The sequence below is a fragment of the Thermohalobaculum sediminis genome (assembly GCF_023487995.1).
Classification (GTDB): Bacteria; Pseudomonadota; Alphaproteobacteria; order Rhodobacterales; family Rhodobacteraceae; genus Thermohalobaculum; species Thermohalobaculum sediminis.
Map to the genome: position 1 here is coordinate 134801 of NZ_JAMFKN010000007.1, position 23156 is coordinate 157956.

19 protein-coding genes and 1 pseudogene are annotated in these 23156 nt (G+C 70.8%); 11 read left to right on the forward strand and 9 right to left on the reverse strand.

What is annotated here, in order from left to right:
- Positions 1-120 precede the first annotated feature (120 nt).
- On the forward strand, positions 121-999 hold the full coding sequence (locus M1105_RS14815; RefSeq protein WP_249581155.1) for an NAD-dependent epimerase/dehydratase family protein: 879 nt from the start codon (positions 121-123) through the stop codon (positions 997-999).
- A 33-nt stretch (positions 1000-1032) separates the two neighbouring features.
- A complete protein-coding gene (locus tag M1105_RS20855; protein ID WP_319936798.1) occupies positions 1033-1857 on the forward strand; it encodes a glycosyltransferase family 2 protein in 825 nt (274 codons plus the stop codon).
- A 35-nt stretch (positions 1858-1892) separates the two neighbouring features.
- Here the strand turns inward: M1105_RS20855 and M1105_RS14825 are convergent.
- The 6 genes and pseudogenes from M1105_RS14825 to M1105_RS14850 form a co-directional block, all read right to left on the reverse strand.
- Positions 1893-2672: pseudogene (locus M1105_RS14825) on the reverse strand (cephalosporin hydroxylase family protein); the annotation flags it as partial.
- A 51-nt stretch (positions 2673-2723) separates the two neighbouring features.
- A complete protein-coding gene (gene hutH, locus M1105_RS14830; protein ID WP_249581157.1) occupies positions 2724-4262 on the reverse strand; it encodes a histidine ammonia-lyase in 1539 nt (512 codons plus the stop codon).
- On the reverse strand, positions 4259-5470 hold the full coding sequence (gene hutI / locus M1105_RS14835; RefSeq protein ID WP_249581158.1) for an imidazolonepropionase: 1212 nt from the start codon (positions 5468-5470) through the stop codon (positions 4259-4261). Before hutI ends, hutH begins: the two co-directional genes overlap by 4 nt.
- A 145-nt stretch (positions 5471-5615) precedes the next feature.
- Complete coding sequence (ggpS, locus tag M1105_RS14840; protein WP_249581159.1) at positions 5616-7160, reverse strand: glucosylglycerol-phosphate synthase; 1545 nt, start codon at positions 7158-7160, stop codon at positions 5616-5618.
- Entirely contained in the window at positions 7150-7980 is an 831-nt protein-coding gene (locus M1105_RS14845) for an HAD family hydrolase (protein WP_249581160.1), read from the reverse strand. The genes ggpS and M1105_RS14845 overlap by 11 nt, the downstream gene beginning before the upstream one ends.
- The gene (locus M1105_RS14850; RefSeq protein WP_249581161.1) at positions 7980-9119 is read right to left on the reverse strand and encodes an NAD(P)H-dependent glycerol-3-phosphate dehydrogenase; all 1140 of its coding nucleotides are present in this window, start codon (positions 9117-9119) and stop codon (positions 7980-7982) included. The genes M1105_RS14845 and M1105_RS14850 overlap by 1 nt, the downstream gene beginning before the upstream one ends.
- Before the next feature lie 702 nt (positions 9120-9821).
- On the opposite strand from M1105_RS14850, the gene M1105_RS14855 reads away from it, so the two are divergent.
- From M1105_RS14855 to M1105_RS14895, 9 genes are all read left to right on the forward strand, one after another.
- Positions 9822-10715 (forward strand): UTP--glucose-1-phosphate uridylyltransferase, encoded by an 894-nt coding sequence (locus M1105_RS14855; RefSeq protein WP_249581162.1) that lies wholly within the window; start codon positions 9822-9824, stop codon positions 10713-10715.
- Between the two features lie 61 nt (positions 10716-10776).
- Positions 10777-13173, forward strand: coding sequence for a glucosylglycerol hydrolase (gene gghA, locus M1105_RS14860; RefSeq protein ID WP_249581163.1), 2397 nt, complete (start codon positions 10777-10779; stop codon positions 13171-13173).
- Positions 13174-13305: 132 nt separating this feature from the next.
- Entirely contained in the window at positions 13306-13686 is a 381-nt protein-coding gene (gene pcaC / locus M1105_RS14865; protein WP_249581164.1) for a 4-carboxymuconolactone decarboxylase, read from the forward strand.
- A 166-nt stretch (positions 13687-13852) separates the two neighbouring features.
- Complete coding sequence (locus M1105_RS14870; RefSeq protein WP_249581165.1) at positions 13853-14806, forward strand: ABC transporter permease; 954 nt, start codon at positions 13853-13855, stop codon at positions 14804-14806.
- A gap of 12 nt (positions 14807-14818) precedes the next feature.
- The gene (locus M1105_RS14875; protein ID WP_249581166.1) at positions 14819-15742 is read left to right on the forward strand and encodes an ABC transporter permease; all 924 of its coding nucleotides are present in this window, start codon (positions 14819-14821) and stop codon (positions 15740-15742) included.
- A 4-nt stretch (positions 15743-15746) separates the two neighbouring features.
- Positions 15747-17408, forward strand: a complete 1662-nt coding sequence (locus M1105_RS14880; protein ID WP_249581167.1) for an ABC transporter ATP-binding protein — start codon at positions 15747-15749, stop codon at positions 17406-17408.
- A gap of 196 nt (positions 17409-17604) precedes the next feature.
- Complete coding sequence (locus tag M1105_RS14885; RefSeq protein WP_249581168.1) at positions 17605-18312, forward strand: ABC transporter permease; 708 nt, start codon at positions 17605-17607, stop codon at positions 18310-18312.
- Positions 18305-19066 carry an ATP-binding cassette domain-containing protein gene (locus M1105_RS14890; protein ID WP_249581169.1) on the forward strand — a complete coding sequence of 254 codons (762 nt, stop codon included), beginning with the start codon at positions 18305-18307 and terminating at the stop codon, positions 19064-19066. Before M1105_RS14885 ends, M1105_RS14890 begins: the two co-directional genes overlap by 8 nt.
- A 31-nt stretch (positions 19067-19097) precedes the next feature.
- Positions 19098-19946, forward strand: a complete 849-nt coding sequence (locus tag M1105_RS14895; protein WP_406600629.1) for a substrate-binding domain-containing protein — start codon at positions 19098-19100, stop codon at positions 19944-19946.
- A gap of 176 nt (positions 19947-20122) precedes the next feature.
- On the opposite strand, the gene M1105_RS14900 is transcribed toward M1105_RS14895, so the two are convergent.
- Genes M1105_RS14900 through M1105_RS14910 form a run of 3 tightly spaced genes read right to left on the reverse strand, consistent with a single transcriptional unit; the run spans position 20123 to position 23142 of the window.
- The gene (locus M1105_RS14900; RefSeq protein WP_249581170.1) at positions 20123-21016 is read right to left on the reverse strand and encodes a helix-turn-helix transcriptional regulator; all 894 of its coding nucleotides are present in this window, start codon (positions 21014-21016) and stop codon (positions 20123-20125) included.
- Positions 21013-22449, reverse strand: a complete 1437-nt coding sequence (locus M1105_RS14905; protein WP_249581171.1) for a sensor histidine kinase — start codon at positions 22447-22449, stop codon at positions 21013-21015. Before M1105_RS14905 ends, M1105_RS14900 begins: the two co-directional genes overlap by 4 nt.
- 3 nt (positions 22450-22452) lie before the next feature.
- The gene (locus tag M1105_RS14910) at positions 22453-23142 is read right to left on the reverse strand and encodes a response regulator transcription factor (RefSeq protein ID WP_249581172.1); all 690 of its coding nucleotides are present in this window, start codon (positions 23140-23142) and stop codon (positions 22453-22455) included.
- Between the last annotated feature and the right edge of the window lie 14 nt (positions 23143-23156).

The following is a 23156-nucleotide window of genomic DNA, read 5'->3' on the forward strand; positions in this document are numbered from 1 at the left end:
GGCAGGCGGCGCGGTGAGGCAATCGCGAAGCATGCGGGAGCCCCGCGAGCGGCGTCGATCCCGGGCGACGGCTGCGGCGACGGGACGGCGATGCGACGGGCAGAACGGGAGCATGGCGTGATGCGGGTTCTGATGACCGGCGCCCGGGGCTTCATCGGATCGCGGGTCGCGGCACGGCTGCGAGATCTCGGCCATGAGGTTCTCGACGCCCGCGAGCTTGCCGTGGGCGGCGATCTTCTCGGCGGCGAGGCCCGCGCGCGCGCCGTGCGCGCGGCGCGGGCCGAGGTGCTGGTCCACACGGCCTGGGTCACCTCGCACGGCCTGTTCTGGACATCGCCCCTGAACGCGGACTGGCACGAAGCCTCAGCCGATCTCTTCGCGCGGTTCGCGGCCGCTGGCGGTCGCCGGATCGTCGGGATCGGGTCGGTGGCGGAATACGATTGGAGCACCGGCGCCGACCGCCTCGCCGAGACCTCGCCGATCCTGCCGGCCACGGCCTATGGCGCCGCGAAGGCACGCACGGCCGATGCGCTGGCGCGGATCGCCGCATCCGCCGGCATAGGCCACGCCTGGGCGCGTGTCTTCTTCACCTTCGGCCCGGGCGAGGCCCCGTCCCGCCTCGTCCCCTCGATGGCCCACGCCGCGATCGAGGAGACGAGGCTCGACACGGGCCCCGCCGAGCTTGCGAGGGATTTCCTCGGCGTCGACCGGCTCGGCGAGGTCATCGCGCGGATCGCGGCCAGCGACGCCGAGGGCCCGCTGAACGTGGCGAGCGGCGAGGCGACGCGGCTCGACGCGCTTGCCGGGATCATCGGCGGCGCTCTGGGCCGCGCCGTGCCGATCCGCTACAGCGCCCGCCCAGCCGCCGCCGGCGAACCCCTCTCGCTCGTGGCCGACACGAGCAGGCTCGCGGCTCTCGGGATCGAGACGAAAGGGCTTCTCCGCGGCGATCTTGCGGGATATTCGCGCATGCTGGCGGCCGCGGCGGCGCAACGCTAGCCTCGCGGCGCTGACGCAGGGACACTCGCGCACATGGCACGCATCGACATCGGCATTCCGGTCTACAACGGCGAGGCATTGCTGGAGGAGTCGCTCGAAGGCTTGCGGCAGCAGAGCCTTGGCGACTGGACGGCACTGATCTCGGACAACGCCTCGGAGGATGCGACCCCGCGCATCATCGCCCGGATGTGCGCGCGCGAGCCGCGGTTCCGCGCCGTCAGGCAGCCGCGCAACATCGGCCCGACCGCGAATTTCCGCTTCGTCCTCGATCAGGCGACGGCGCCATACTTCATGTGGCGCTCGTACGACGACCTCTGCTCGGACAACTATCTCGAGCGGCTCAGCGCGCGCCTCGATGCCGCGCCGGGCGCGATGCTGGCGGCCCCGCATGTCGAGACCCTGCGCCTCGGCTCGGGCAAGCGGCGGTCGCGCCCGGTCGCCGGGCTCGAAGGGCGGCAGCGTCATCCCGCGACCGTGCTTGGCCGCTCGCAGGCCGGCTGGATCTACGGGCTCTGGCGCCGCGAGGCGCTGATCCCGTCCTTCGAGCGGGCCGTCGCCGCGCTCGAGCCGGACCTCTGGGCCTGGGACCACCTCGCGATGTTCCCGGCGATCTGCCGCGGCGCCGTGGTATTCGACGACGCTGCGCGCCTGACGCTTCGCCAGGCCGACCGGCCCTACAAGTCCGACTGGTCGCCCGGCGAGCGCGCGCGGCTTCGGCGGCTCGCGGGCGCGTATCGCGCGGAATGCCGCGCCGAGATGGATCGCGCCGGGGTAAGCGGCGTTCGCCGGCTGGTGATGGAGCTTGCGCTGATCCGCCAGATCGACCGGCGGGTGGTCCCGCTGCGCCGACTGATCTGAGACCCCGCACGCGGGGGTTGCAGCCGCCGCAGCCAGGCGCTGGGGAAATGGGTCACGTTGCGCGACAGCGTCGACTCGTTGAACGGCCAGGCCGGCTGCTCCAGCACGAAGTCCGGGCGGCGCGCGGCGAAATCCTCGGCCGCGTTCGCGGGGTTGTCGGTGGCCCAGCCGGCGCCGGCCCGTGGCACGTCGGCGACATCGCGCATCACGCCGTCGGTCGACACCAGGTAGCAGCCCGGGGTCACAAGATCGGCGTAGGCATCGAGCTCGTCCGTCACATGCGAATGGCTGTGGTTCGAGTCGAGGATCACCATGACGCTCTCGAAGCCCCTGGCGCGCTCGCGGACGCGCGAGACGATCTCGGGGGCGGTGGACGAGCCCTCGATCATCTCGATCCGCCGGGACAGCGGGTGCGCCTCGATGGCCTCGCGATTGTGGGGGCGGATCTCGATGTCGACGCCGAGGACATGGCCTCTGCCCATGGCCTCGAACAGCGAGGCATAGAAGATCAGGCTGCCGCCATGGGCGATCCCGGTCTCCACGATCAGATCCGGCTTCGTGGCCCAGATCACCTCCTGCAACCGCACCATGTCGTCGGGAAGCTGGATGACCGGCCGCCCCATCCACGAGAAGCTGTAAGTGTCTTTCTGGTTCCAGCCGACCCGGACATATTGCCGGGCAATCACCTCGAACGCGCGGTCGGACCACAGGGGCATGCTCTCGGGCCCCGTGGGGCCTTCGCAGGTCAGCGTGCCGGCCTCCTCGTCGATCGTGATCCGCATCATCCGCCCCTTCCGACTGGTCGCCGGCACCATGGCGCGCGGGGGCTGGCCATGCAAGCGGATCCGCCTCCCGGCCGTGGCCGCTCAGCCATTCAGCGTCGGGAACTCGGCCGCTCCCGCCGCCTCCACCACCGCGCCCGAGCGGATGAGCTCGCTCGCGGTCTCGAGGTCAGGGGCCATGAAGCGGTCGCCCTCGAGCGTCCCGACCGCCGCGCGCAGCCGCTCGATCGCACGGGAAAGCGCGGGGCTCGTTTGCAGCGGCGCGCGAAACTCGATGCCCTGCGCCGCGCACAGCAGCTCGATGCCGACGATGCGGGCGAGGTTCTGCGTCATCTCCATCAGCCGCCGGGCGCCGTGGGCGGCCATCGAGACGTGATCCTCCTGATTCGCGCTGGTCGGCGTCGAGTCGGTCGAGCAGGGATTGGCGCGCTGCTTGTTCTCGGACATCAGAGCCGCGGCGGTGACCTCGGCGATCATGAAGCCCGAATTCAGCCCCGGATCGGGCGTGAGGAACGGCGGCAGGTCGTGGCTCAGCGTCGGGTCGACCATCAGGGCGACGCGGCGCTGGCTGATCGAGCCGATCTCGGCCACCGCGAGCGCGATCTGGTCGGCGGCGAAGGCCACGGGCTCGGCGTGGAAGTTGCCGCCCGACACGATGAGGCCCCGCCCGGTCAGCACCAGCGGGTTGTCGGTGGCGGCATTGGCCTCGATCTCGAGGGTGCGCCCGGCGAAGCGCAGAAGGTCGATCGCCGCGCCGGTCACCTGCGGCTGGCAGCGGATGCAGTAGGGGTCCTGCACCCGCGCGTCGCCCTCGCGGTGGCTCTCGCGGATCTCGGACCCCGCCATCAGGGCGCGCAGGCAGGCGGCGGCCTCGATCTGCCCGCGATGGCCGCGCAGGGCGTGGATCTCGGGCTCGAGCGGCGCGGTCGATCCCATGATCGCGTCCGTCGACAGGGCCGAGGCCACCAGCGCCCCCTCGGCGCAGCGCCAGGCGTCGAACAAGCCGGCAAGAGCATAGGCGGTCGAGAACTGCGTACCGTTGATCAGCGCGAGCCCCTCCTTCGGGCCGAGGACCACCGGCGCAAGCCCCGCCGCGGCCAGCGCCTCGGCGCCGGAAAGGACGCGTCCGCCGCACTCGGCCTCGCCCTCGCCGATCATCACCGCGGCCATGTGCGCAAGCGGCGCGAGGTCACCCGAGGCGCCGACCGAGCCCTGGCAGGGCACCACCGGCGTGATCCCGCGGGCCAGCATCCCCTCGATCAGCGCGACCACCTTCCAGCGCACGCCAGAGGCGCCGCGGCCCAGCGACAGGAGCTTGAGCGCCATCATGAGGCGCGCGACCGCCCGCGGCATCGGCGCGCCCACGCCCGCGCAATGCGACAGGATCAGGTTGCGCTGCAGCGCCGCCGTGTCCTTCGGCGCGATGCGCACCGCGGCGAGCTTGCCGAAGCCGGTGTTGACGCCGTAGACCGCCGCCGACCCTTCCGCCGCCTCGCGGATCCGGAGCGCGGCATCCTCGACCGACCCGCGGGAGGCCGCGTCGAGCCGGGCCGGCGCTCCGCTGCGGTAAAGGCGCTCGAGATCCGCCAGCGTCACGGCGCCGGGCGTCAGCGTGATGGTCATTCCGTGCCTCCGAAGATCCGGCGGTGAAGCGGGTTGAAGCCGATGCGGTAGGCAAGCTCGGCAGGATGCCCGACATCCCAGATGGCGAGATCGGCGCGCAGCCCCGGCGCGATCCGGCCGCAATCCGCGAGCCCGAGCGCCTGCGCCGCCGCGCGGGTTGCCCCGGCCAGGGCCTCCTCCGGCGTCAGGCGAAAGAGCGTGCAGGCCATGTTGAGCGCGAGCAGCAGCGAGGTCATCGGCGACGACCCCGGGTTGCAATCGGTCGCAACCGCGATCGGCACGCCGGCCACGCGCAGCGCCTCGACCGGCGGAAGCTGGCTCTCGCGCAGGGTGTAGAACGCGCCGGGCAGCAGCACCGCGACGGTTCCCGCCCTCGCCATCGCGGCCACGCCCGCATCGTCGAGGTATTCGAGGTGATCCGCCGACAGCGCGCCGCGCGACGCCGCGAGCGCCGCGCCGCCGAGATTGGAGAGCTGCTCGGCATGGAGCTTCACGGGCAGGCCCAGGGCCTTCGCACGGTCGAACACGCGCCCGATCTGCGCCGGCGTGAACGCGATCCCCTCGCAGAACCCGTCGACCGCATCGACCAGCCCCTCGGCCGCCGCGGCATCGAGCGCGGGCAGGCACACCTCGTCGATGTAGTCATCGGGCCGGCCGGAATATTCGGGCGGGACCGCATGGGCGCCGAGGAAAGTCGTGCGGACGCGGACGTTGCGCGCCGCGGCCAGCCCGCGCGCCACCCGCAGCATGCGAAGCTCGGTCTCGCGGTCGAGGCCGTAGCCCGACTTCACCTCGACCGTCGCGACCCCTTCGGCCAGCAGGGCGTCGAGGCGGCCGATCGCCCCTTGGCGAAGCGTCGCCTCATCCGCCTCGCGGGTGGCCCGGACCGTCGAGACGATGCCGCCGCCCGCCCGCGCCACCTCCTCATAGCTCGCGCCCTCGAGCCGCATCTCGAACTCGCGCGCGCGGTTGCCGCCGAACACCAGATGGGTGTGGCAGTCGATCAGCGCCGGCGTCACCAGCCGGCCGCCCGCATTCTCGCGCGGCATCGCGCGGAACTCGGCCGGCAGTTCGGCGACAGGACCCGCCCAGGCGATGCGGCCGCCCCTGACCGCGACGGCGCCATCCGGGACAAGGCCATAGGGCGCATCGCCCGGCACCATGGTGGCGAGAGCGGCGTTCGAGATCACGACGTCAGGGCAATCCATCGGCGGCCTCCCGCGATTCGGCGTGGTGGCCATTATGTATACTCATATTATGGTTATGTCAAAGTTTGGCGCGGACACGCAAACGCCCCCGCCCTGCTAGACAAGGCGGGGGCGGTGCGGCAGTGGCTGCGCAATGCGCGCGGGATCAAGCCGCGTCGCGCGGGGGAATCCCGCCGGCACGCGACGCCGGGCGCGCGGGCGCCGCGTCGAGCGGGCGATGGATCGAGTCGAACAGCCTCTGCTGCTCGGCGGCCCAGGCGCGGATGTCGTAGCGCGCGACCTTGGCGCGCAAGGCTTCCATCCGCGAGCGGCGCTCGACCGGTGCCATCGCCAGCGCCTGATCGATCGCAGCGTCCATCGAGCGGTTCGAGAAGGGATTGGTCAGCACGGCCTCGGACAGCTCGACCGCGATCCCGGCGAACTCGGACAGCACCAGCACGCCCTCGCCATCGCCGCGCGCCGCGCAGAACTCGGCCGCGACGAGGTTGAGGCCATCGCAGAGCGGCGTGATCCAGGCGACATCGGCGGCGCGGTAATAGGCCACGAGCTCGCGGAACGGAATGGCTTGGCCGATCAGCGAGACGGGCTGCCACTCGAAGCTACCGAAGCGGCCGTTGATGCGCCCGGTGATCTGCTCGATCTCGGACTGCACCTCCTCGTAGGCGGTCATGTTGCGGTTGGCGCTGACCGAGACATGCATCAGGCGCACCTTGCCGCGCAACTCGGGCCGCCGCTCGAGCAGGCGCTCGAAGGTCAGGAGCTGCTCGATGTTGCCCTTGGTGTAATCGGTCCGCGCGACCGAGATGATCATCTGGCAGCCGCCCAGCTCATCGCGGATCGCGGCCGCACGGGCGCGGGTGTCGTCCCCGTCGGCAAGCTCGCGGATATACCCGGCATCGACCCCCACGGGGAAGGCACTCAACAAGACCTCGTGGCTGCCATGCGCGATCCGCGTCGGCACCCGGTGCTCGGCGAGCGCCGTCCCGTCGGCGGAGAAATCGGGGCGCGTCTTTTCCTCGCCCGTCACCGCCACGTCGAACAGGCTGCGGGCGACCGAGACGAAGTTGGCCGCGTAGCGCGGGATGTGGAAGCCCACCTCGTCGCAGGCCAGCAGGCTTTCGACGATCTCGCGCCGCCAGGGCAGCACGTTGAACATGTCGGCCGACGGGAAGGGCGTGTGATGGAAGAAGGCGATCTTCACGTCCGGCCGCAGCCGTCGCACATAGCCCGGCACCAGCCAAAGGTTGTAGTCATGCACCCAGACCACGCCTCCCGGCGCGGCCTCGGCGGCGGCGGCTTCGGCGAAGGCCCAGTTGACCTCGCGGAACACCGGCCAGTCGACCGGGTCGTAGTTGTAGCGCTCCTTGAACGAGTGGAGGATCGGCCAGAACGCCTCCTTCGAGGTGATGTGATAGAAGCTGCGGACCTGCGCCTCGGTCAGCGGAAGCCGCGAGACCGAGTAGCGGCCGAAGCTGTCCTCGATCTCGACCACGCGCTCCCAGTTCGGGTCGGCCGGGTCCTCGGCCAGCTTCCAGGCGACCCAAGAGCCGTGACCGACGCGGCCGAAGAAGCTCTTGAGCGTGGGCACGATGCCGTTGGGCGAGGAGTTCTCGCGCCGCACGATGCGGCCGTTCTCCTCGACCTCCTCGTAGGGCTGGCGGTGATAGACGATGACGAGATCAGAGGGCATCGGGGCCTCCCGTGTCCGTTGGCAGGGGGGTGAAGAGGTCGAAGACGGCGATCGCCTCGGCGATGCCGGCCGCGCCGGGGCGCACGGCGCTGTAGACCCCGGGACGGCCGCGCAGCCGGTCGAGCAGGGCAGGTTCCGAACCGCCGACAGCGACCCCTTTGAGCCCGGCCTCGAGCATCGAGAGATCGTTGAGCGTGTCGCCCGCGACCAGCACGCGCTCGGTGCTGACGCCGAGATGGTCGATCAGGCGCCGCAGCGACGGCCCCTTGGACACCCCCCTCGGCAGCACGTCGAAGAACCGGCCATCCGACACCAGGTGATCGAGGCCGAGCCGCGCGACCTTGGCCTCTGCCGTGGCGCAGTAGGCAGCCGGATCGTAGTGGTAGCTGACACGGTGCCGGAACTCGACATCCTGAATGGTCAGACCCGGGTGACCTTCGAGAAGCGTCCGCACGCGCTCGCCTTTGCCCGCCCAGGCCCTCGAGATCTCCGCCTCGAGCGCGGGAATCGGGCGGACACGCTGCCCCATGCCCGGCGGCAGCACCTCGGCGATGGTCGTGCCCACGTCGCCGATGACGTAATCCGGCCAAGGCACCGGCATTCCTTCCTCGCCCGCGCAGAGCCGCTCGATGAAGCGGGGCTCGCGCCCGGTGACGAATACCAGCCCGATCCCGGCGCGGTGCGTCTCGATCCAGTCGTAGAGCGCGCGCCGCGCTCCGTCCGCCCCCCCGAGGAAGGTCCCGTCGAGATCGGTGGCAAGAACGAGGCGGGCTCCGGCGAGCGGGCTCTCCGGCCGGCGGTCTGCGGCAGGATCAGTCATTACGGCATGCGCTCCGCGAGGTCGCGCACCTGGGACTCCGGCGCCGGGTGGTCGAGCGAGAGGCGCAGCGCCCGCGGCTCGGCCTCGATCGGCCGGGTCCAGAGCCACGCGAAGGTCCGCCCGATCGGCGCGCCCTCGTGCAGGATCGCCCGCACCGCCTCGGCGATGGGCATGTCGACGCCCTTCATCCGCGCGAGGTCGGTGACCGAGATCGCGTTCGCCTCGCCCTCGACCACCACGGGGCGGCCGTCGAAGCAATCGGCCCGCCGGCGGCCGCGGCCAAGCTGGATGCCGAGGCTGAGATTTCGCGAGTGGGTGGACGAGCAGGTGAGCGTGAGATCGCCCACGCCCGACAGCCCGGTCACGGTCTCGCGCCGCCCGCCCAGCGCCTCGGCCAGCCGCTTGATCTCGTCGAGCCCGCGGGTGATCAGCGCGGCGCGCGTATTGGCGGCAAAGCCCGCGCCCTCCATCATCCCGCAGGCGATGGCGACCACGTTCTTGACCGCGCCGCCCACCTCGACGCCCACCAGGTCATCCGACACGTAGGGCCGGAAATTCGCGGTCCCCAGCGACAGCGCCATGCGCGCCGCCAGCGTCTCGCCGGGCGCGACGCCTTCGGGGAAATCCGAGGCGATGGTGGCCGCCGTCAGGTGGCCCGCCGCGGCCTCGTCCGCGAAGGTCGGGCCCGACAATGCCCCGATCGGGTGGCCGGGAAGCTCCTCGGCCGCGATGTCCGACATCAGGAGCCCGGTGCCCGCCTCGATACCCTTGGCGCACAGCACCACAGGCACGCCCGCCGGCAGGCAGGGGCCGAGCGCACGGCAGACCGCGCGGATCGTCTCGGAGGGCGTCACGATCAGCACGGCATCGCTCTGCCGCGCCATCACCGCCAGATCATCGGTGAGCGCGATGCTGCCGGGCAGCGCGATGCCGGGCAGGTAGCGGGCGTTCTCGCGCGCCGCCTCCATCTCGGCGATCGCCGCCGCGTCGCGCCCGCAGAGCGCGACGCTCCGACCCGCGCGCGCCGCGATCACGGCCAGCGCCGTGCCCCACGCCCCGGCGCCGACGACCCCGATTCGCCCGTAGGGTCCCTCCCGCGTCTCGCCCGTCGTAGCCAGTCCGGTGTCGAATGCGTTCATTTCCTCGCCTCCCGTCCCGCGAGCCGGCGAGCCGGCGGCGGTGTCGTTGTCGTGGGGGCGGGGCTCGTCGGTCTCGATCACGGCGCCAGGCTCCGGTCGCGGGTAACCCGCGCACAGGATTACACCCCCTTAGGCATCTTTCGCCAGTGGCAGCATGGATGGCCGCGGGATGCGGCACGCTGCCGGCGTGTGCTCACGGCTGTTTATCGCATGTGCGAGAAGGTAATCACGAAAGGCGAAAGGTCAAGCATAGAATCGAATCAACCCGCCCAAACCCGAGCCGAGGAGCGTTCGGCCACGACTCCTTGCCCATAAATTACGCAAATGATCACATAAAAGCCATATAGATGGAAATTCATGCCGAGCTTGTTTACAGCATCGCATCCTGGGCAGGGCTGGACTGTATCAGTTTTATATTTTTTACTTATATATACAATAATTATACATGATTTTTACATGGCGTGGCGCGCAATGCACGGGGGCAAGACCGCGCCAAGGCGCCCTGGGAAGAAGTTCTCGGCAGGTCGATCCCAAGTAAAGTTGAAATAATTTTAAGTAAACGCTGTGAGATCTACGGGATATCTCTCCTGTTTTCATCGGATGTTGAAATTTCCCTGGCTCACGCTCTATATTGCAGTGCGAAATCGCGGCGGGGATCTCGTCACTCTTCATATGCTGTTGGATGGAATTGGAGGACAGGGCATGAGTTCGACAAGGATCAGGACGGCCGTCTTTCCGGTCGCAGGGCTTGGCACGCGCTTTCTGCCGGCGACGAAGGCGACCCCGAAGGAGCTGCTGCCGGTCGTCGACACGCCGCTGATCCAGTTCGCGATCGACGAGGCCCGTGCCGCGGGCATCGATCGCATGGTCTTCGTGAGCCACCCCTCGAAGGGCGCGATCGAGACATATGTCCGGCAGGACGCTGCGCTGTCGCGCACCCTGCGCGAACGCGGCAAGGCGCGCCTCGCGGCCCGGCTCGACGCGCTGGCGCTTGACGCGGACGAGGACGTGATCTTCGTCATGCAGCCCGAGCCGCTCGGGCTGGGCCATGCCGTGCTGTGCGCGCGCGAGCATGTCGAGGGCGAGGCTTTCGCGGTCCTGCTGCCCGACGACCTGATCCTCGGCCGGCCCGGATGCCTCGAGGAAATGATCCGCGCCCACGCGCTCCATGGCGGCCACCTGGTGGCCGCCATGGAGGTGCCGCCCGATGCGACCGCGAGCTATGGCATCCTCGAACCCGGCGCGGTCGAGGGCCGGCTGGTGCCCGCCCGGGGGATCGTCGAGAAGCCCGCCCCGGCCGAGGCGCCCTCGCGCCTCGCGGTGGTCGGGCGGTACGTCCTCGATGCGTCGATCCTCGACGACCTCGCCCGCCAGGGGCCCGGCGCAGGTGGCGAGATCCAGCTCACGGACGCGATCGCCGCGGGGATCGAGCGCGTGGGCCTCGCGGGGTTCCGCTTCTCGGGGACGCGCTACGACTGCGGGTCGAAGGCCGGGATGCTGGCGGCGACCCTCGCGCGGGCATCCGCCGATCCGGCTTGTGCCGAGGTGCTCGCCGCGTTCCGCGACGGTATTCAGCCGCGAACTGCTGCCGCATGAGGGCCGCGATGCGGATCGGCCCGCCCGCCCGCCTCCAGACTGACTGGCGGGAGCGGGTCCGATGACCCTGCCGACTCCGGCATCGCCCCCGCCGATCGAGCGGAACGAGGCGCGGACCGCCCGCCTCGCCGCCCGCTGCCAGGCGGCGCTGGTCGAGGCGCCCTCGGCCTTCGAGGCGGCGCGGCGGATCGCGCGGCGACTCGGCGCCCGCGTGGTGGGCGGGTCGGCCGAGATCGGCTTCTGGGTGCCCGAACTGGTCGATCTGCGCGTGCCCGAGGGCGATGTCTTCCTCGAGATCCTCGACCCGCTCGAGCCGCTCGACCTGACCGTGGCGCGGCACCGCCTCCGCTTCCGCCGCACCCGGCTGCCCATGGCCCGGGTCGACGCCTATGCCTGGATCGCCGTCGACGGCATGGTGGCGGGGCGGCGCGACCGCGTCGGCACCTTCTACGCCCTCGCCTGGCGTGACACCGAGGGGCGCTGGCACCGCGTGCTCGATCCGCTCGCGGCATCCCTGCCCTTCGGCGCGTTTGCACCGGCCGAGTTCTACGACATCGGCGCCATGCAGGCCGCGCGCGCCGATGCCACCTATTTCCGCGACCTTGCGGGGGAGGAGGTCGCGAAGCTAGGGCCGGCGGCGAACATCCTCCAGATCCATGTGCCGACCGCGACGGCGGGCGGGACGCTCGCGAGCCTTGCGCGGCACTTCGGCATGCTGGCCGACCGCGTCCGCCGGGGCGCCGCGCCCGAGCCGTCGGAGCGGATCTTTCTCGGCTATGACGCGGTGCAGCTGATGCCGGTCGAGCCCACCACCGTCTACGAGGCCGGCCCCGCCTTCTGGGTCGAGACGGCCTTGCGGGACGACGCCGTCGAGGTCGACCTGCGCCGCCCCGACACCACCAACTGGGGATACGACGTCGTGATTTCGGGCATGGCGGCGGTCAATCCCGCGCTGCTAGAATCCGGACGGCCCGACGAGCTGGTCGATCTCGCGGCCGTGCTCCATACCTTCCCCGGCGGGCCGAGGAAGCTGATCCTCGACGTGGTCTATGGCCACTCGGACAACCAGGGGCTGGATGCGCTGAACGCGCATTTCTTCGCCGGGCCCAACATGTATGGCCAGAACATCGCCTACCGGAACCCGGCGGTGCGCGCGATCCTGCTGGAGATGCAGCGGCGCAAGGTCGATTTCGGCGCCGACGGCGTGCGGGTCGACGGGGCGCAGGACTTCCAGTGGTGGGACGCGGACGCGCAGGTGATGCGCCATGACGACGACTACCTCCAGCAGATGGCGGATGTCGTGCAGGAGGTGGCGGGACGACGCTATCGCCCGTGGTTCATCTTCGAGGACGGCCGCCCCTGGCCCGAGCCGGACTGGGAGCTCTCGTCGACCTACCGCTCCGTGATCGAGCGCCAGCGCGACCCGGACGTGTTCCAGTGGGGGCCGCTGACCTTCGCCCACAATACGCCGTTCCTCTACACCTTCTGGCTGTCGAAGTTCTGGCGAATCCGCGAGATCCTGACCTGCGGCGAGAACTGGATCTCGGGCTGCGCCAATCACGACACGCTGCGGCGCGGCACGCAGATCAGCCCGCGGCTCAATGTCAACACGCGCCTCGGCGCCACCCAGATGGAGATCCTCGACAAGGCCTACGACAACCCGGCCGTCAACATGCTGACCTATGTTGCCTTCCCCGGCGTGCCGATGGACTTCCTCAACGCGGGGGCGCGCGCCTCGTGGGGCTTCATCCGCAACCAGGACGACCGCTGGGGGGTCAAGATCGTCGCCGAGGAGGCGATCTCGCTGAAATGGCAGATCGACGACTACGCCTATTCGGTCCCGGGCGCGTTCCGCAGGCTCAAGGAGATGGGCTTCGAGACGCGCGCCGCCCTCGCCCGGTTCCTCGAATTCCTGCCGGCGCTGGTCGACGTCACCGGCTACGACCTCGAGGTGATCGTCAAGCTCCTGAACGCGGTGGACCCCCCGCTCGACGGCCCGATGCCGCTCACGGTGGCGGGGCTCAAGCAGATCGCCCGCGCCTGGATGGACGACATGCACGACCACTGCAACGTGTCGCGCTACCACGAGCATCTGGGCGAGGCCCAGACCGGGTTCACCCATGCCCTGCGGCAGTTCCGCCTCGAGCGGCCCTGGCTGCGGTGGAACCTCGGGCCGGACGACAGCTTCGACTACGTCCGGCCGACCGAGGGGCGCGTGCTCTTCACCTCCCTGCGCCATGCACCCGAGACGGCCCCCCGGCGCGAGACGGTCTTCATGCTGACGCACATGGAGGGTGGGCCGATCGAGGAGATGGACCCCCTCGAGCATCTGCCCCCCGGCACCGGCCGAGACGGCTGGGAGCTTGCCCTCGCGACGCCCCCGATCGGCCCCGAGTATAGCGGCGGCCGCCTCACCCTGCGGGACAGCATGGGGCTGACATTCCTGCGCCGGGGCTGACCGCAGACCGGCGCCGCGGAGCCGCCCGCGCGATATTCCCGCTTCGCATTCGGCGCCGGGTCGCTATCGTTGGCAGGGTCTGGTCACGCCGGGGGACCGGGACGCCGATAGCCGCCGCAGGGAGCCGCCACCATGTCTGACCGCCACCAGGCCGGCATGAAGACCCGCCGCACGGTGCTGGGCGATGCGCATGTCGACCGCGCCGAGGCCGCCAAGACCGCCTTCGACGCGCCCTTCCAGGACTTCATCACCGAAGGCGCCTGGGGCAGCGTCTGGGCGCGCCCGGGGCTGTCGCTGCGCGACCGCTCGCTGATCACGCTGGCGCTCCTCGCGGCGCTGGGTCACTGGGACGAGGTGGCGATGCATGTCCGCGCCACCCTCAACACGGGCGCGACGCCCGACGAGCTGCGCGAGGCCATGCTGCATGTCGCCGTCTATGCCGGGGTGCCGGCGGCAAATCATGCGCTCAAGGTGATCCGGGCCGCCTATGCCGAAGTTGGCGTCGAGCTGTGAGCTCCCCGCGCGGCCGCGTCGCTTCTGCCCGCTGCGGGGTCGCAAAGACCATTGACATCGGGGTTGCGCCAAAGCGTGCTGTGCGGGGGGCACAGGGCGATCCGGAGATCCGGCCGCCGACCGGCAGAATGCCGTGCAGCGCGGGGCGGCAGAATGAGGGGCTGAAATGGCGCGGGTCTGGGGGATGGTCGCACAACGGGTCGCGCTGGGGATATTCACGCTCTTCGTCATCTCGCTGATCATCTTCGGCGCGGTCGAGTTGCTGCCCGGCGATCTCGCGCAATCCGTGCTGGGACAGGCGGCGACGCCCGAAACGCTCGCGGCCTTCCGGCGCGAGCTCGGGCTCGATCTGCCGGCACACGAGCGCTACCTCTCCTGGTTGGGCGGGGTCCTGCAGGGCGACTTCGGCAACAGCCTCGCCAACCGGCGGCCGATCGCCGACCTGATCGGCGTGCGCTTCTCGAATACGCTGTTCCTCGCGCTCTATGCCGCGGCGATCTCGGTCCCGCTGTCGCTGGTGCTCGGCATTCTCGCGGCGCTCTGGCGCAACTCGATCTATGACCGCGCGGTGAACGTTGCGACGCTGAGCTCGATCTCGTTTCCCGAGTTCTTCGTCGCCTACATCCTGGTGTTCTTCATCGCGCAGGCGGGGTTCTTCCCCTCGATCGCCAATGTCTCGACCGACGTGTCGTTCGGCGAGCGGCTTTACCGGACCTTCCTGCCGGCACTGACGCTCACGCTGGTGGTGACCGCGCACATGATGCGGATGACCCGGGCGGCGATCATCAACCTGCTGGCCTCGCCCTATATCGAGATGGCGCGCCTCAAGGGCCTCAGTCCCCGGCGCATCATCCTGCGCCATGCCCTGCCGAACGCGCTTGCGCCCATCATCAACGTGATCGCGCTGAACCTCGCCTATCTCATCACCGGCGTGGTGGTGGTCGAGGTCGTGTTCGTCTACCCGGGGCTGGGGCAGCTCATGGTCGACTCGGTCGCCAAGCGCGACATCACGGTGGTTCAGGCCTCGGCGCTGATCTTCGCGGCCGCCTTCGTCACCCTCAACCTGATCGCGGACGTGCTGTCGACCCTGTCGAACCCGCGCCTCGTTCACCGGCGCTGAGGGGGCGGGCAGATGGCATTCCTTTCGGGCGCGATGTGGCTGGCGGCGATCCTCGCGGGGTCGGCGGCGCTGGCCTGGGCATTCCGCGCGGCCCTGGTCGCCCTTCTGCCCGCGACGGCGGCGCGGGTGATGCGCACGGCGCCGCTGACGGCGAGCTTCGGCCTCGTGGTGATCCTGCTTTATGTCGTCGCGGCGGTCTTCGCCGACCTGATCGCGCCATTCCCGGAACGCGCCGTGGTCGGCGCCGAGTATCTGCCCTGGGAGGGCGCGCACATCCTCGGCACCGACAATCTGGGACGCGACATGTTCTCGCGCCTGATCTACGGCGCGCGCAACACGGTGGGGATTGCGGTTGCGACCACGGCGCTCGCCTTCCTGCTCGGCTCGGTGCTGGGGCTTCTCGCGGCGACGGTCGGCGGCTGGCTCGACCAGGGGCTGAGCCGCCTCGTCGACGTGCTGATGGCGATCCCGGCGCTGATCTTTGCGCTCTTGCTGCTCACGATCTTCGGGACCTCGGTCGTGACCCTGATCCTCGTCATCGCGGTGATCGACGCGACGCGCGTGTTCCGGCTGGCGCGGGCGGTCGCGCAGGGCATCGTGGTCATGGACTACATCGAGGCGGCAAAGCTGAGGGGCGAGCGTCTGCCGCGGCTGATCCTGCGCGAGATCCTGCCGAACGCGATGGCCCCGCTGGTCGCCGAGTTCGGGCTGCGGTTCTGTTTCGTGTTCCTGTCTATCTCGGCGCTCTCGTTCCTCGGGCTCGGCATCCAGCCGCCAACGGCTGACTGGGGCTCGATGGTGCGCGAGAACGCGACGCTGATCACCTTCGGCGACGTGACCCCGCTTCTTCCCGCGGGGGCGATCGCGCTGCTCACGGTCGCGGTCAACTTCGTCGTCGACTGGATGCTGCACCGGGCGAGCGGGCTGAAGGAGTGAGACGATGACCACGAAGCCGGTGCTCCTCGAGATGCGCGGCGTGCGGATCGAGGGCCGCGCGGACGAGACCTGGTCCGACATCGTGCGCGACATCGACCTCACGCTGCACCGCGGCGAGGTGCTGGGGCTGATCGGCGAGTCGGGCGCGGGAAAATCGACGCTGGGGCTCGCCGCGATGGGCTACACCCGCGACGGCTGCCGGATCTCCGAGGGCTCGATCCGCTTCGACGGGATCGACCTGATCGTTGCGCCCGAGGCCGAGCGGCGCGGGCTGAGAGGCCGGCGCATCGCCTATGTGGCGCAGTCCGCGGCCGCATCGTTCAACCCCGCCCACCGCCTCATCGACCAGTATTGCGAGACGCCCGTCCAGCACGGCGTGATGAGCCGCGCCGAGGCCGAGCGCGACGCCGTCGAGCTTTACCGCCGGATGCGCCTGCCGAACCCCGGCGAGATCGGCTTCCGCTATCCGCACCAGGTCTCGGGCGGCCAGCTCCAGCGCGCCATGACGGCGATGGCGATGGCCTGCCGGCCGGATCTCATCATCTTCGACGAGCCGACCACCGCGCTCGACGTCACCACCCAGATCGAGGTCCTCTCGGCGATCCGCGACGCGGTGCGCCAGTTCGACACGGCGGCGATCTACATCACCCACGACCTCGCGGTGGTGGCGCAGATGGCCGACCGCATCAAGGTCCTGCTCAAGGGCCGTGAGGTCGAGGAGGCGCCGACCCGCGAGATGCTGAGCACGCCGCGCGAGGCCTATACGAAATCGCTCTGGGCGGTGCGCAGCCATGCCCGGACCGAACAGCCCCCCGCGCCAGCCTCCGAGACGCCGGTGGTCTCGGTCCGCGGGGTGACGGCGGCCTATGGCAAGGTGCCCGTGCTGCACGAGGTGAGCTTCGACATCCACCGCCGCCGCACCGTCGCGGTGGTGGGCGAGTCGGGCTCGGGCAAGTCCACGACCGCGCGGGTGATCACCGGACTCCTGCCGCCGTCGGCGGGGGAGGTCGCCTTCGAGGGCAAGGTGCTGCCGGCGGACTACCGCCAGCGGTCGAAGGATCAGCTGCGGCAGGCGCAGATGATCTACCAGATGGCCGACACCGCGCTGAACCCCCGGCACCGCATCCGCGAGATCATCGGCCGACCGGTCGAGTTCTATCTGGGCCTGAGGGGCCGCGCGCTGACCGAGCGGATCCGCGAGCTTCTGCACCTGATCGAGCTCGAGCCCGACCGGTTCATCGACCGGCTGCCGTCCGAGCTCTCGGGCGGGCAGAAGCAGCGCATCGGCATCGCGCGGGCGCTGGCGGCCGAGCCGCGCTTCATCATTTGCGACGAGGTGACCTCGGCGCTCGACCAGCTGGTGGCCGAGGGGATCCTCAAGCTCCTCGACCGGCTGCAGGCGGAATTCGACCTCGCCTACATGTTCATCACCCACGACCTCGCCACGGTGCGCGCCATTGCGGACGAGGTAGTGGTGATGAAGGACGGCCGCGTGGTCGAGCAAGGGCCCAAGGGCGAGATGTTCACGCCCCCGCACCACGCCTACACCGAACTCCTGCTGTCCTCGGTCCCCGACATGGATCCCGACTGGCTCGACCGCCTGCTCGAGGCTCGCCGCCAGGGCAAGGCCGGCGCCGAGGCCGCGGGCGAGAGCGCCGGGAACTGAACCGGCCCGCTCGCTCCGCTCCGCTCGCCCCGCCCGCCATCCGACCCGACGCGCCAAGGCCGGCCGCGCCTACATGGCGCGCCGAGCGGCATGCGCTTCGCCGAAGCCACCCGCCATCGCGATCCGTTCTGGACATGGCCGCCTGACTGGTCCATTTTGTGCGCGCCATACGAAGGCGCCACTGAATCGGTAGGAAATGCAGGATTTCACAGAGCCTTTCAGCCTCGCGCTGCGCCTGATCCTGGCAGGCGACGCGGAGCTTCTGGGCATCGTCCTTCTGTCCCTGCGGGTCAGCCTCTCGGCGGTGCTGATCGCGGCCCTCATCGGCATGCCGCTGGGCGCGGTGCTGGCGGTGGGCCGCTTCCCCGGCAGGGCCGCGCTCGTCGTCACCGTGAACGCGCTGATGGGGCTTCCCCCGGTCGTCGTGGGGCTGGTGATCTATCTCCTGCTCTCGAATGCCGGACCGCTCGGCGTCCTGCAGCTTCTCTACACCCCGACCGCGATGATCATCGCGCAGGTCGTGCTGGTGACGCCCATCATCGCCGCGCTGAGCCGGCAGGTGATCGAGGATCTCAACGGCGAATATGCCGAACAGCTCCGCTCGCTCGGCGTCTCGCGCGTGGCCTCGGTGCCGACGCTGCTGTGGGACGGGCGCTACAGCCTGATGACAGCCTTCCTCGCCGGATTCGGCCGTGCCATCGCCGAGGTGGGCGCCGTCATCATCGTCGGCGGCAACATCAACCACGTGACCCGGGTGATGACCACGACCATCGCGCTCGAGACGTCGAAGGGCAACCTCGCGCTCGCGCTGGCGCTGGGCATCATCCTGGTGGCGATCGCCATCGCGGTGAACGCGGCGGTGGGGCTCATGCGCGGCTCCGAGCGGCAGGTGGCCCATGCGTGACGCGGGAGCGATCGCGCCGTCCGCCATCCACGCGGCACGGGGCATCCTGCCGTTGTCCGCCGAGGGGCTGGTCCTGCGCATGGCCGGGCAGACTCTGATCGACATCGCGCGGCTGACGATCGACGAGGGCGGCCCCACCATGGTCATGGGCCCGAACGGCGCCGGCAAGAGCATCCTGCTGCGCCTGCTGCACGGGCTGATCGAGCCGGACGCGGGCCGCATTCTCTGGGCCGGCCAGCCCGCGCGGGCAGGCATCCGGCTGCGGCAGGCGATGGTGTTCCAGCGGCCCGTCCTGCTGCGCCGCTCGGTTGCCGCGAACATCGACTATGCACTCAAGGTAAACGGCGTCCCGCGCGTCCGGCGCCCGGCAGCCGTGGCCCGGGCGCTGGCACTGGGCGGCCTCGAGCCGCAGGCGCGCCAGCCCGCGCGCACCCTGTCGGGCGGCGAGCAGCAGCGCCTCGCGCTGGTGCGCGCGCTGGCGGTCGAGCCCGAGATCCTGTTCCTAGACGAACCCACCGCGAGCCTCGATCCCGCCGCCACCGCGGCGATCGAGCGGCTGATCGCCGATGCAGCCGCGCGCGGCACCAAGATCGTGATGGTGACCCACGATCCCGGCCAGGCCCGCCGCCTCGGCGCCGAGGTCGTATTCATGCATCGCGGACGCATTGCCGAGCACACGGACGCGGACGCGTTCTTCAGGCAGCCCGGCTCGCGCGAGGCGCGCGCTTTCCTTGCGGGCGAACTGGTGCTCTGACCCGACCCGATCCAGAACAAGCGGAGGACTTATGCTCAGACGTCAATTCATCGGTATGGCATTCGCCCTCGTGGCAGGCCTTGGCCTCGCGGCCCCTCAGGCGCAGGCCGCCGAGCGATTCATCATCGTCCAGTCGACCACTTCGACCGCCAATTCGGGCCTGCTCGATGCGATCCTTCCGGCCTTCACCGACAAGACCGGCATCGAGGTCCGCGTGGTCGCGGTGGGCACCGGGCAGGCGATCAAGAACGCCACGAACGGCGACGGCGACGTCCTCCTAGTGCACGCGAAATCCGCCGAGGAGAAATTCGTGGCCGAAGGCTGGGGCGTCGAGCGCTTCAACGTCATGTACAACGACTTCGTGGTCGTGGGACCCGCAGCCGACCCAGCAGGCATCAAGGGCAGCGCGGACGTGGTCGCGGCGATGAAGAAGATCGCCGCCGCGGGCGCGCCCTTCGCCTCGCGCGGCGACGACTCGGGCACCCACAAGGCCGAGCTGAAGCTGTGGAAGGAGGCGGGCGTCGACGTGGCCGCCGCCTCGGGCGGCTGGTATCGAGAGACCGGCTCGGGCATGGGCGCGACGCTCAACGCGGGCGTCGGCATGGGCGCCTATGTGCTGACCGACCGCGCGACCTGGATCAGCTTCGGCAACAAGGGCGACTTCGGCGTGGCGGTCGAGGGCGACCAGCGGCTGTTCAACCAGTATGGCGTCATCCTGGTGAACCCGCAGAAGCACCCGAACGTCAAGGCCGGGGACGGGCAGGCCTTCATCGACTGGCTGACCGGCCCCGAGGGGCAGAAGGCCATCGCCGGCTTCACGATCGAGGGCCAGCAGCTGTTCTTCCCGAACGCCGCACGCAAGCCCGCCGTGCAGGGCTGAGGGACGCGGGACCAGGCCTCGCACATGGCGCCTCCGGGCCGCGGTTTCCCGCGTGAGGTCGCGGCTCTGGAATTGTCGTGGAACGACTTTCCCAACGACTTTCCCGGAGCCGATAACCGGCTGTCAGCCTGCCCGCCCGACATTGGCGCCGTGCGCTGCTACAGCCCGTGGCGGCCTCAGCCCACCGGCGCGTTGTAGTGCACCGCGCCGAGCGCCGCGATGCCGTAGCCGCCGCTCTCGGCCGCGCGGACACGGAAGGGCTCGGAGCCGAGAAAGCGCAGAAGCCGCTGGAACTGCGGCTCGAACCAGCTCCGCCGCCAGACGGCGAGGTCGTAGCGCTCCTCGATCAGCGGCACGAAGCCGAGGCCGAACTGCCGCGCGACGCCGGCAAGGCCGAAGGCCGCGTCGGCCTTGCCCTCGAGCACGGCCAGCGCCACGTCAGCCTCGGTCCGCGACGGCGTGAGCGGGCCGGGAAGCCCGTCCGGGTCGAGGCCCGCGGCGCGCGCCTGGTCCTCGAACAGGCGCTGGCTGGCGGCGCCGGGCTGGCGGCGCGCAACGCGGCGCCCCCCGAGATCGCCGATGCCCTCGATCCGCAGGGGATTGCCCGCGGCCACGACGAGGCCGCGCCGGCGCCGAGCGAACTCGACGAGGACCACCGGCTCGCCCGGCAACCGGCCCGACAGCGTGGCCACGTTCCATCCGCCATCCGGCTCATGCAAGTGCAGCGCGCAGGCCGCCGCCTCGCGCCGCGCGAAGCGCTCGAGACCGTCGAGGCTGCCGTCGAAGAACGCCGCGAGCCCGCTGCCCGACTCGCGCAGCGCCCATTCCAGCAGCGGATCATGGCTTCCCGCGAGGATCGGCGGCGGCGGCGCGTCCGTCCCCGGCCCCGAGCGCGAGGCGGCGATCCAGGCATCGACCTCGTGGCGCGGGAACAGGAGCTTCCCCACGACGCGCACGCAGGGCACGTCGCCGCTGGCCGCGAGGTCGTAGACCTTGCGCTCCTTGATGCGCAGGAGGTCTGCGAGCTCGCGCGTCGTGAGGTAGGCAGGTGTCGTGACATTCTCGGTCATGCGGGGTCTTCTATCGCCGGGCAGGCTGGGGCGCCAGAGGCAGCCGTAGCACCCGCGGCCCCGCCGGACGCCGCCACCGCGCGGCCAGTCCCGAACACCAGCGCGGCATGCAGGCCCGGCGCGTGATCCTCGAGCACCAAAGACGCATCGTGCAGCCGCGCGACCGCATCGACCAGCGCAAGCCCGAGCCCCGCGCCGCCCGCGCCGCGGCTGGGATCGAGCCGCGCGAAGCGCTGGCGTACCCGCTCACGCTCGGCGGCAGGGATGCCGGGGCCGTGGTCGGCGACCGACAGCACCGGCGCCCGCCCCACCGTCCGGGCCGAAATGCGGATCGGTGTGCCCGCGGGCGCGTGCCGCAACGCATTGTCCACGAGGTTCGCCAGCGCTTGCGCGAGAAGCTGGGGATGGCCGCGCACGCACAGCGGCCCCTCGGTCTCGGCCTCGAGCGCAAGGCCGCGTTCCTCGGCCGCCGCGGCGTAGAGTTCGGCCACGTCGCGCCCGATGCGCGCCAGATCGACCGTCTCGAACTGCTCGGCGCCGATGCCCGCCTCGATGCGCGAGAGGTCGAGGAGCGTGGTCGCCATGGCCAGCACCGTCTCGGCCTCGGCCCGCGCGCGGCGCACGAGGTCAAGGCGCGCCTCGGCCGGCGCCGCCTCGTCGAGCGCGCCGTCGATGTGGCGGATCAACCGGCCGAGCGGGCTGCGCAGGTCGTGCGCGAGGCTGTCGGTCACCATGCGAAGGTCGCCCACCAGCCCCGAGATCCGGTCGAGCATGGCATTGAGCGTGCCGGCGAGGCGGTCGAACTCGTCGCCCGCGCCGCTGACCGCAATGCGGCGGTCGAGCGCGCCGCCCATGATCGCCTGCGCCGTGCCCGCGATCCCATCGATACGCCGAAGGATCAGGCGCGACAGCAGCCAGCCCGTGCCCAGCGCCATCAGCGCCATCGCCGCGAGGCCCCAGCCCAGCGCGCGGAGCAGCGTCGCATCGAACGCCGCGCGCGCCGCCACGTCGCGCCCGACCAGCAGCCGCTCGCCCCGCCCAAGCCGGATCGACACCGCCGAGATCGTCGTCGGCCGCTCGGCGTCGAGGCGGTAGAGCTCGAGCGTGACCCAGCCGCCGCCGGGGACGACGCCGGGCGGCCAGTCCGCGAGGTTGCCGGCGATGCGACGGCCCAGCGCGTCGGTCAGCAGGTAGACCTCGTCCCGGCCGCCGGGCCGGTCGAGCCGGCGCTCGACCGCGGTGGCGAGCCCCGGCAGGCCGGCGCGGCGGTAGTCGTCGGCCAGCCCGCGCAGCTCGGCCTCGACCACGGCGCGCTGCTCGGCGTCGATCACGCCGCCGGCGCGCCAGTAGACGAAGCCCAGCACCAGCGCCGTCGCCAGCGCAACCAGCACCAGATGCGCGGCGACGAGGCGGGTCGTGGCGTTGCGGGCCACGCCTCAGCCCTCCGCCGACATCATGTAGCCGGCGCCGCGCACGGTGTGGATGAGGGGGGCCTCGCCCTCCGCGTCGATCTTGCGGCGCAGGCGGCTGACATGGACGTCGATGACGTTGGTCCGGGGGTCGAAATGATAATCCCAGATGCCCTCGAGCAGCATTGTCCGGGTCACGATCCGGCCCTGACGGCGCATCAGGAACTCGAGGATCTGGAACTCGCGCGGCTGCAGCTCGATCTGCCGCCCTGCGCGCTCGGCCCGCCTCGCGATCAGATCGAGCGCGAGATCGCCGCAGGCGAGCGCGGTCTCGACCTCGCCGCGCGGCTCGGCGGGGCGGCGCAGCACCGCCTCGAGACGCGCCTCGAGCTCGGCGAACGAGAAGGGCTTGACGAGATAGTCGTCGGCGCCCGCACGAAGCCCGCGCACCCGCTCGTCGATCGCGCTCATTGCGGTCAGCAGGATGGCGGGCTGCGCCACCCCGGCGGCGCGCGCCGATTTCAGCAGGCTGAGGCCGTCGAGATCGGGCAGCATCCGGTCGAGCACGAGGGCGTCGAACCCGCCGCCCGTCGCGAGATAGAGGCCGTCGCGCCCCGAGCCGGTGGCCTCGACGAGGTAGCCGGCCTGCGTCAGCCCGCGCGCGATGTAGTCGCGCGTCTCGGCGTCGTCCTCGACCAGCAGGATGCGGCGCGGCATTCCCTTCCTCCCGG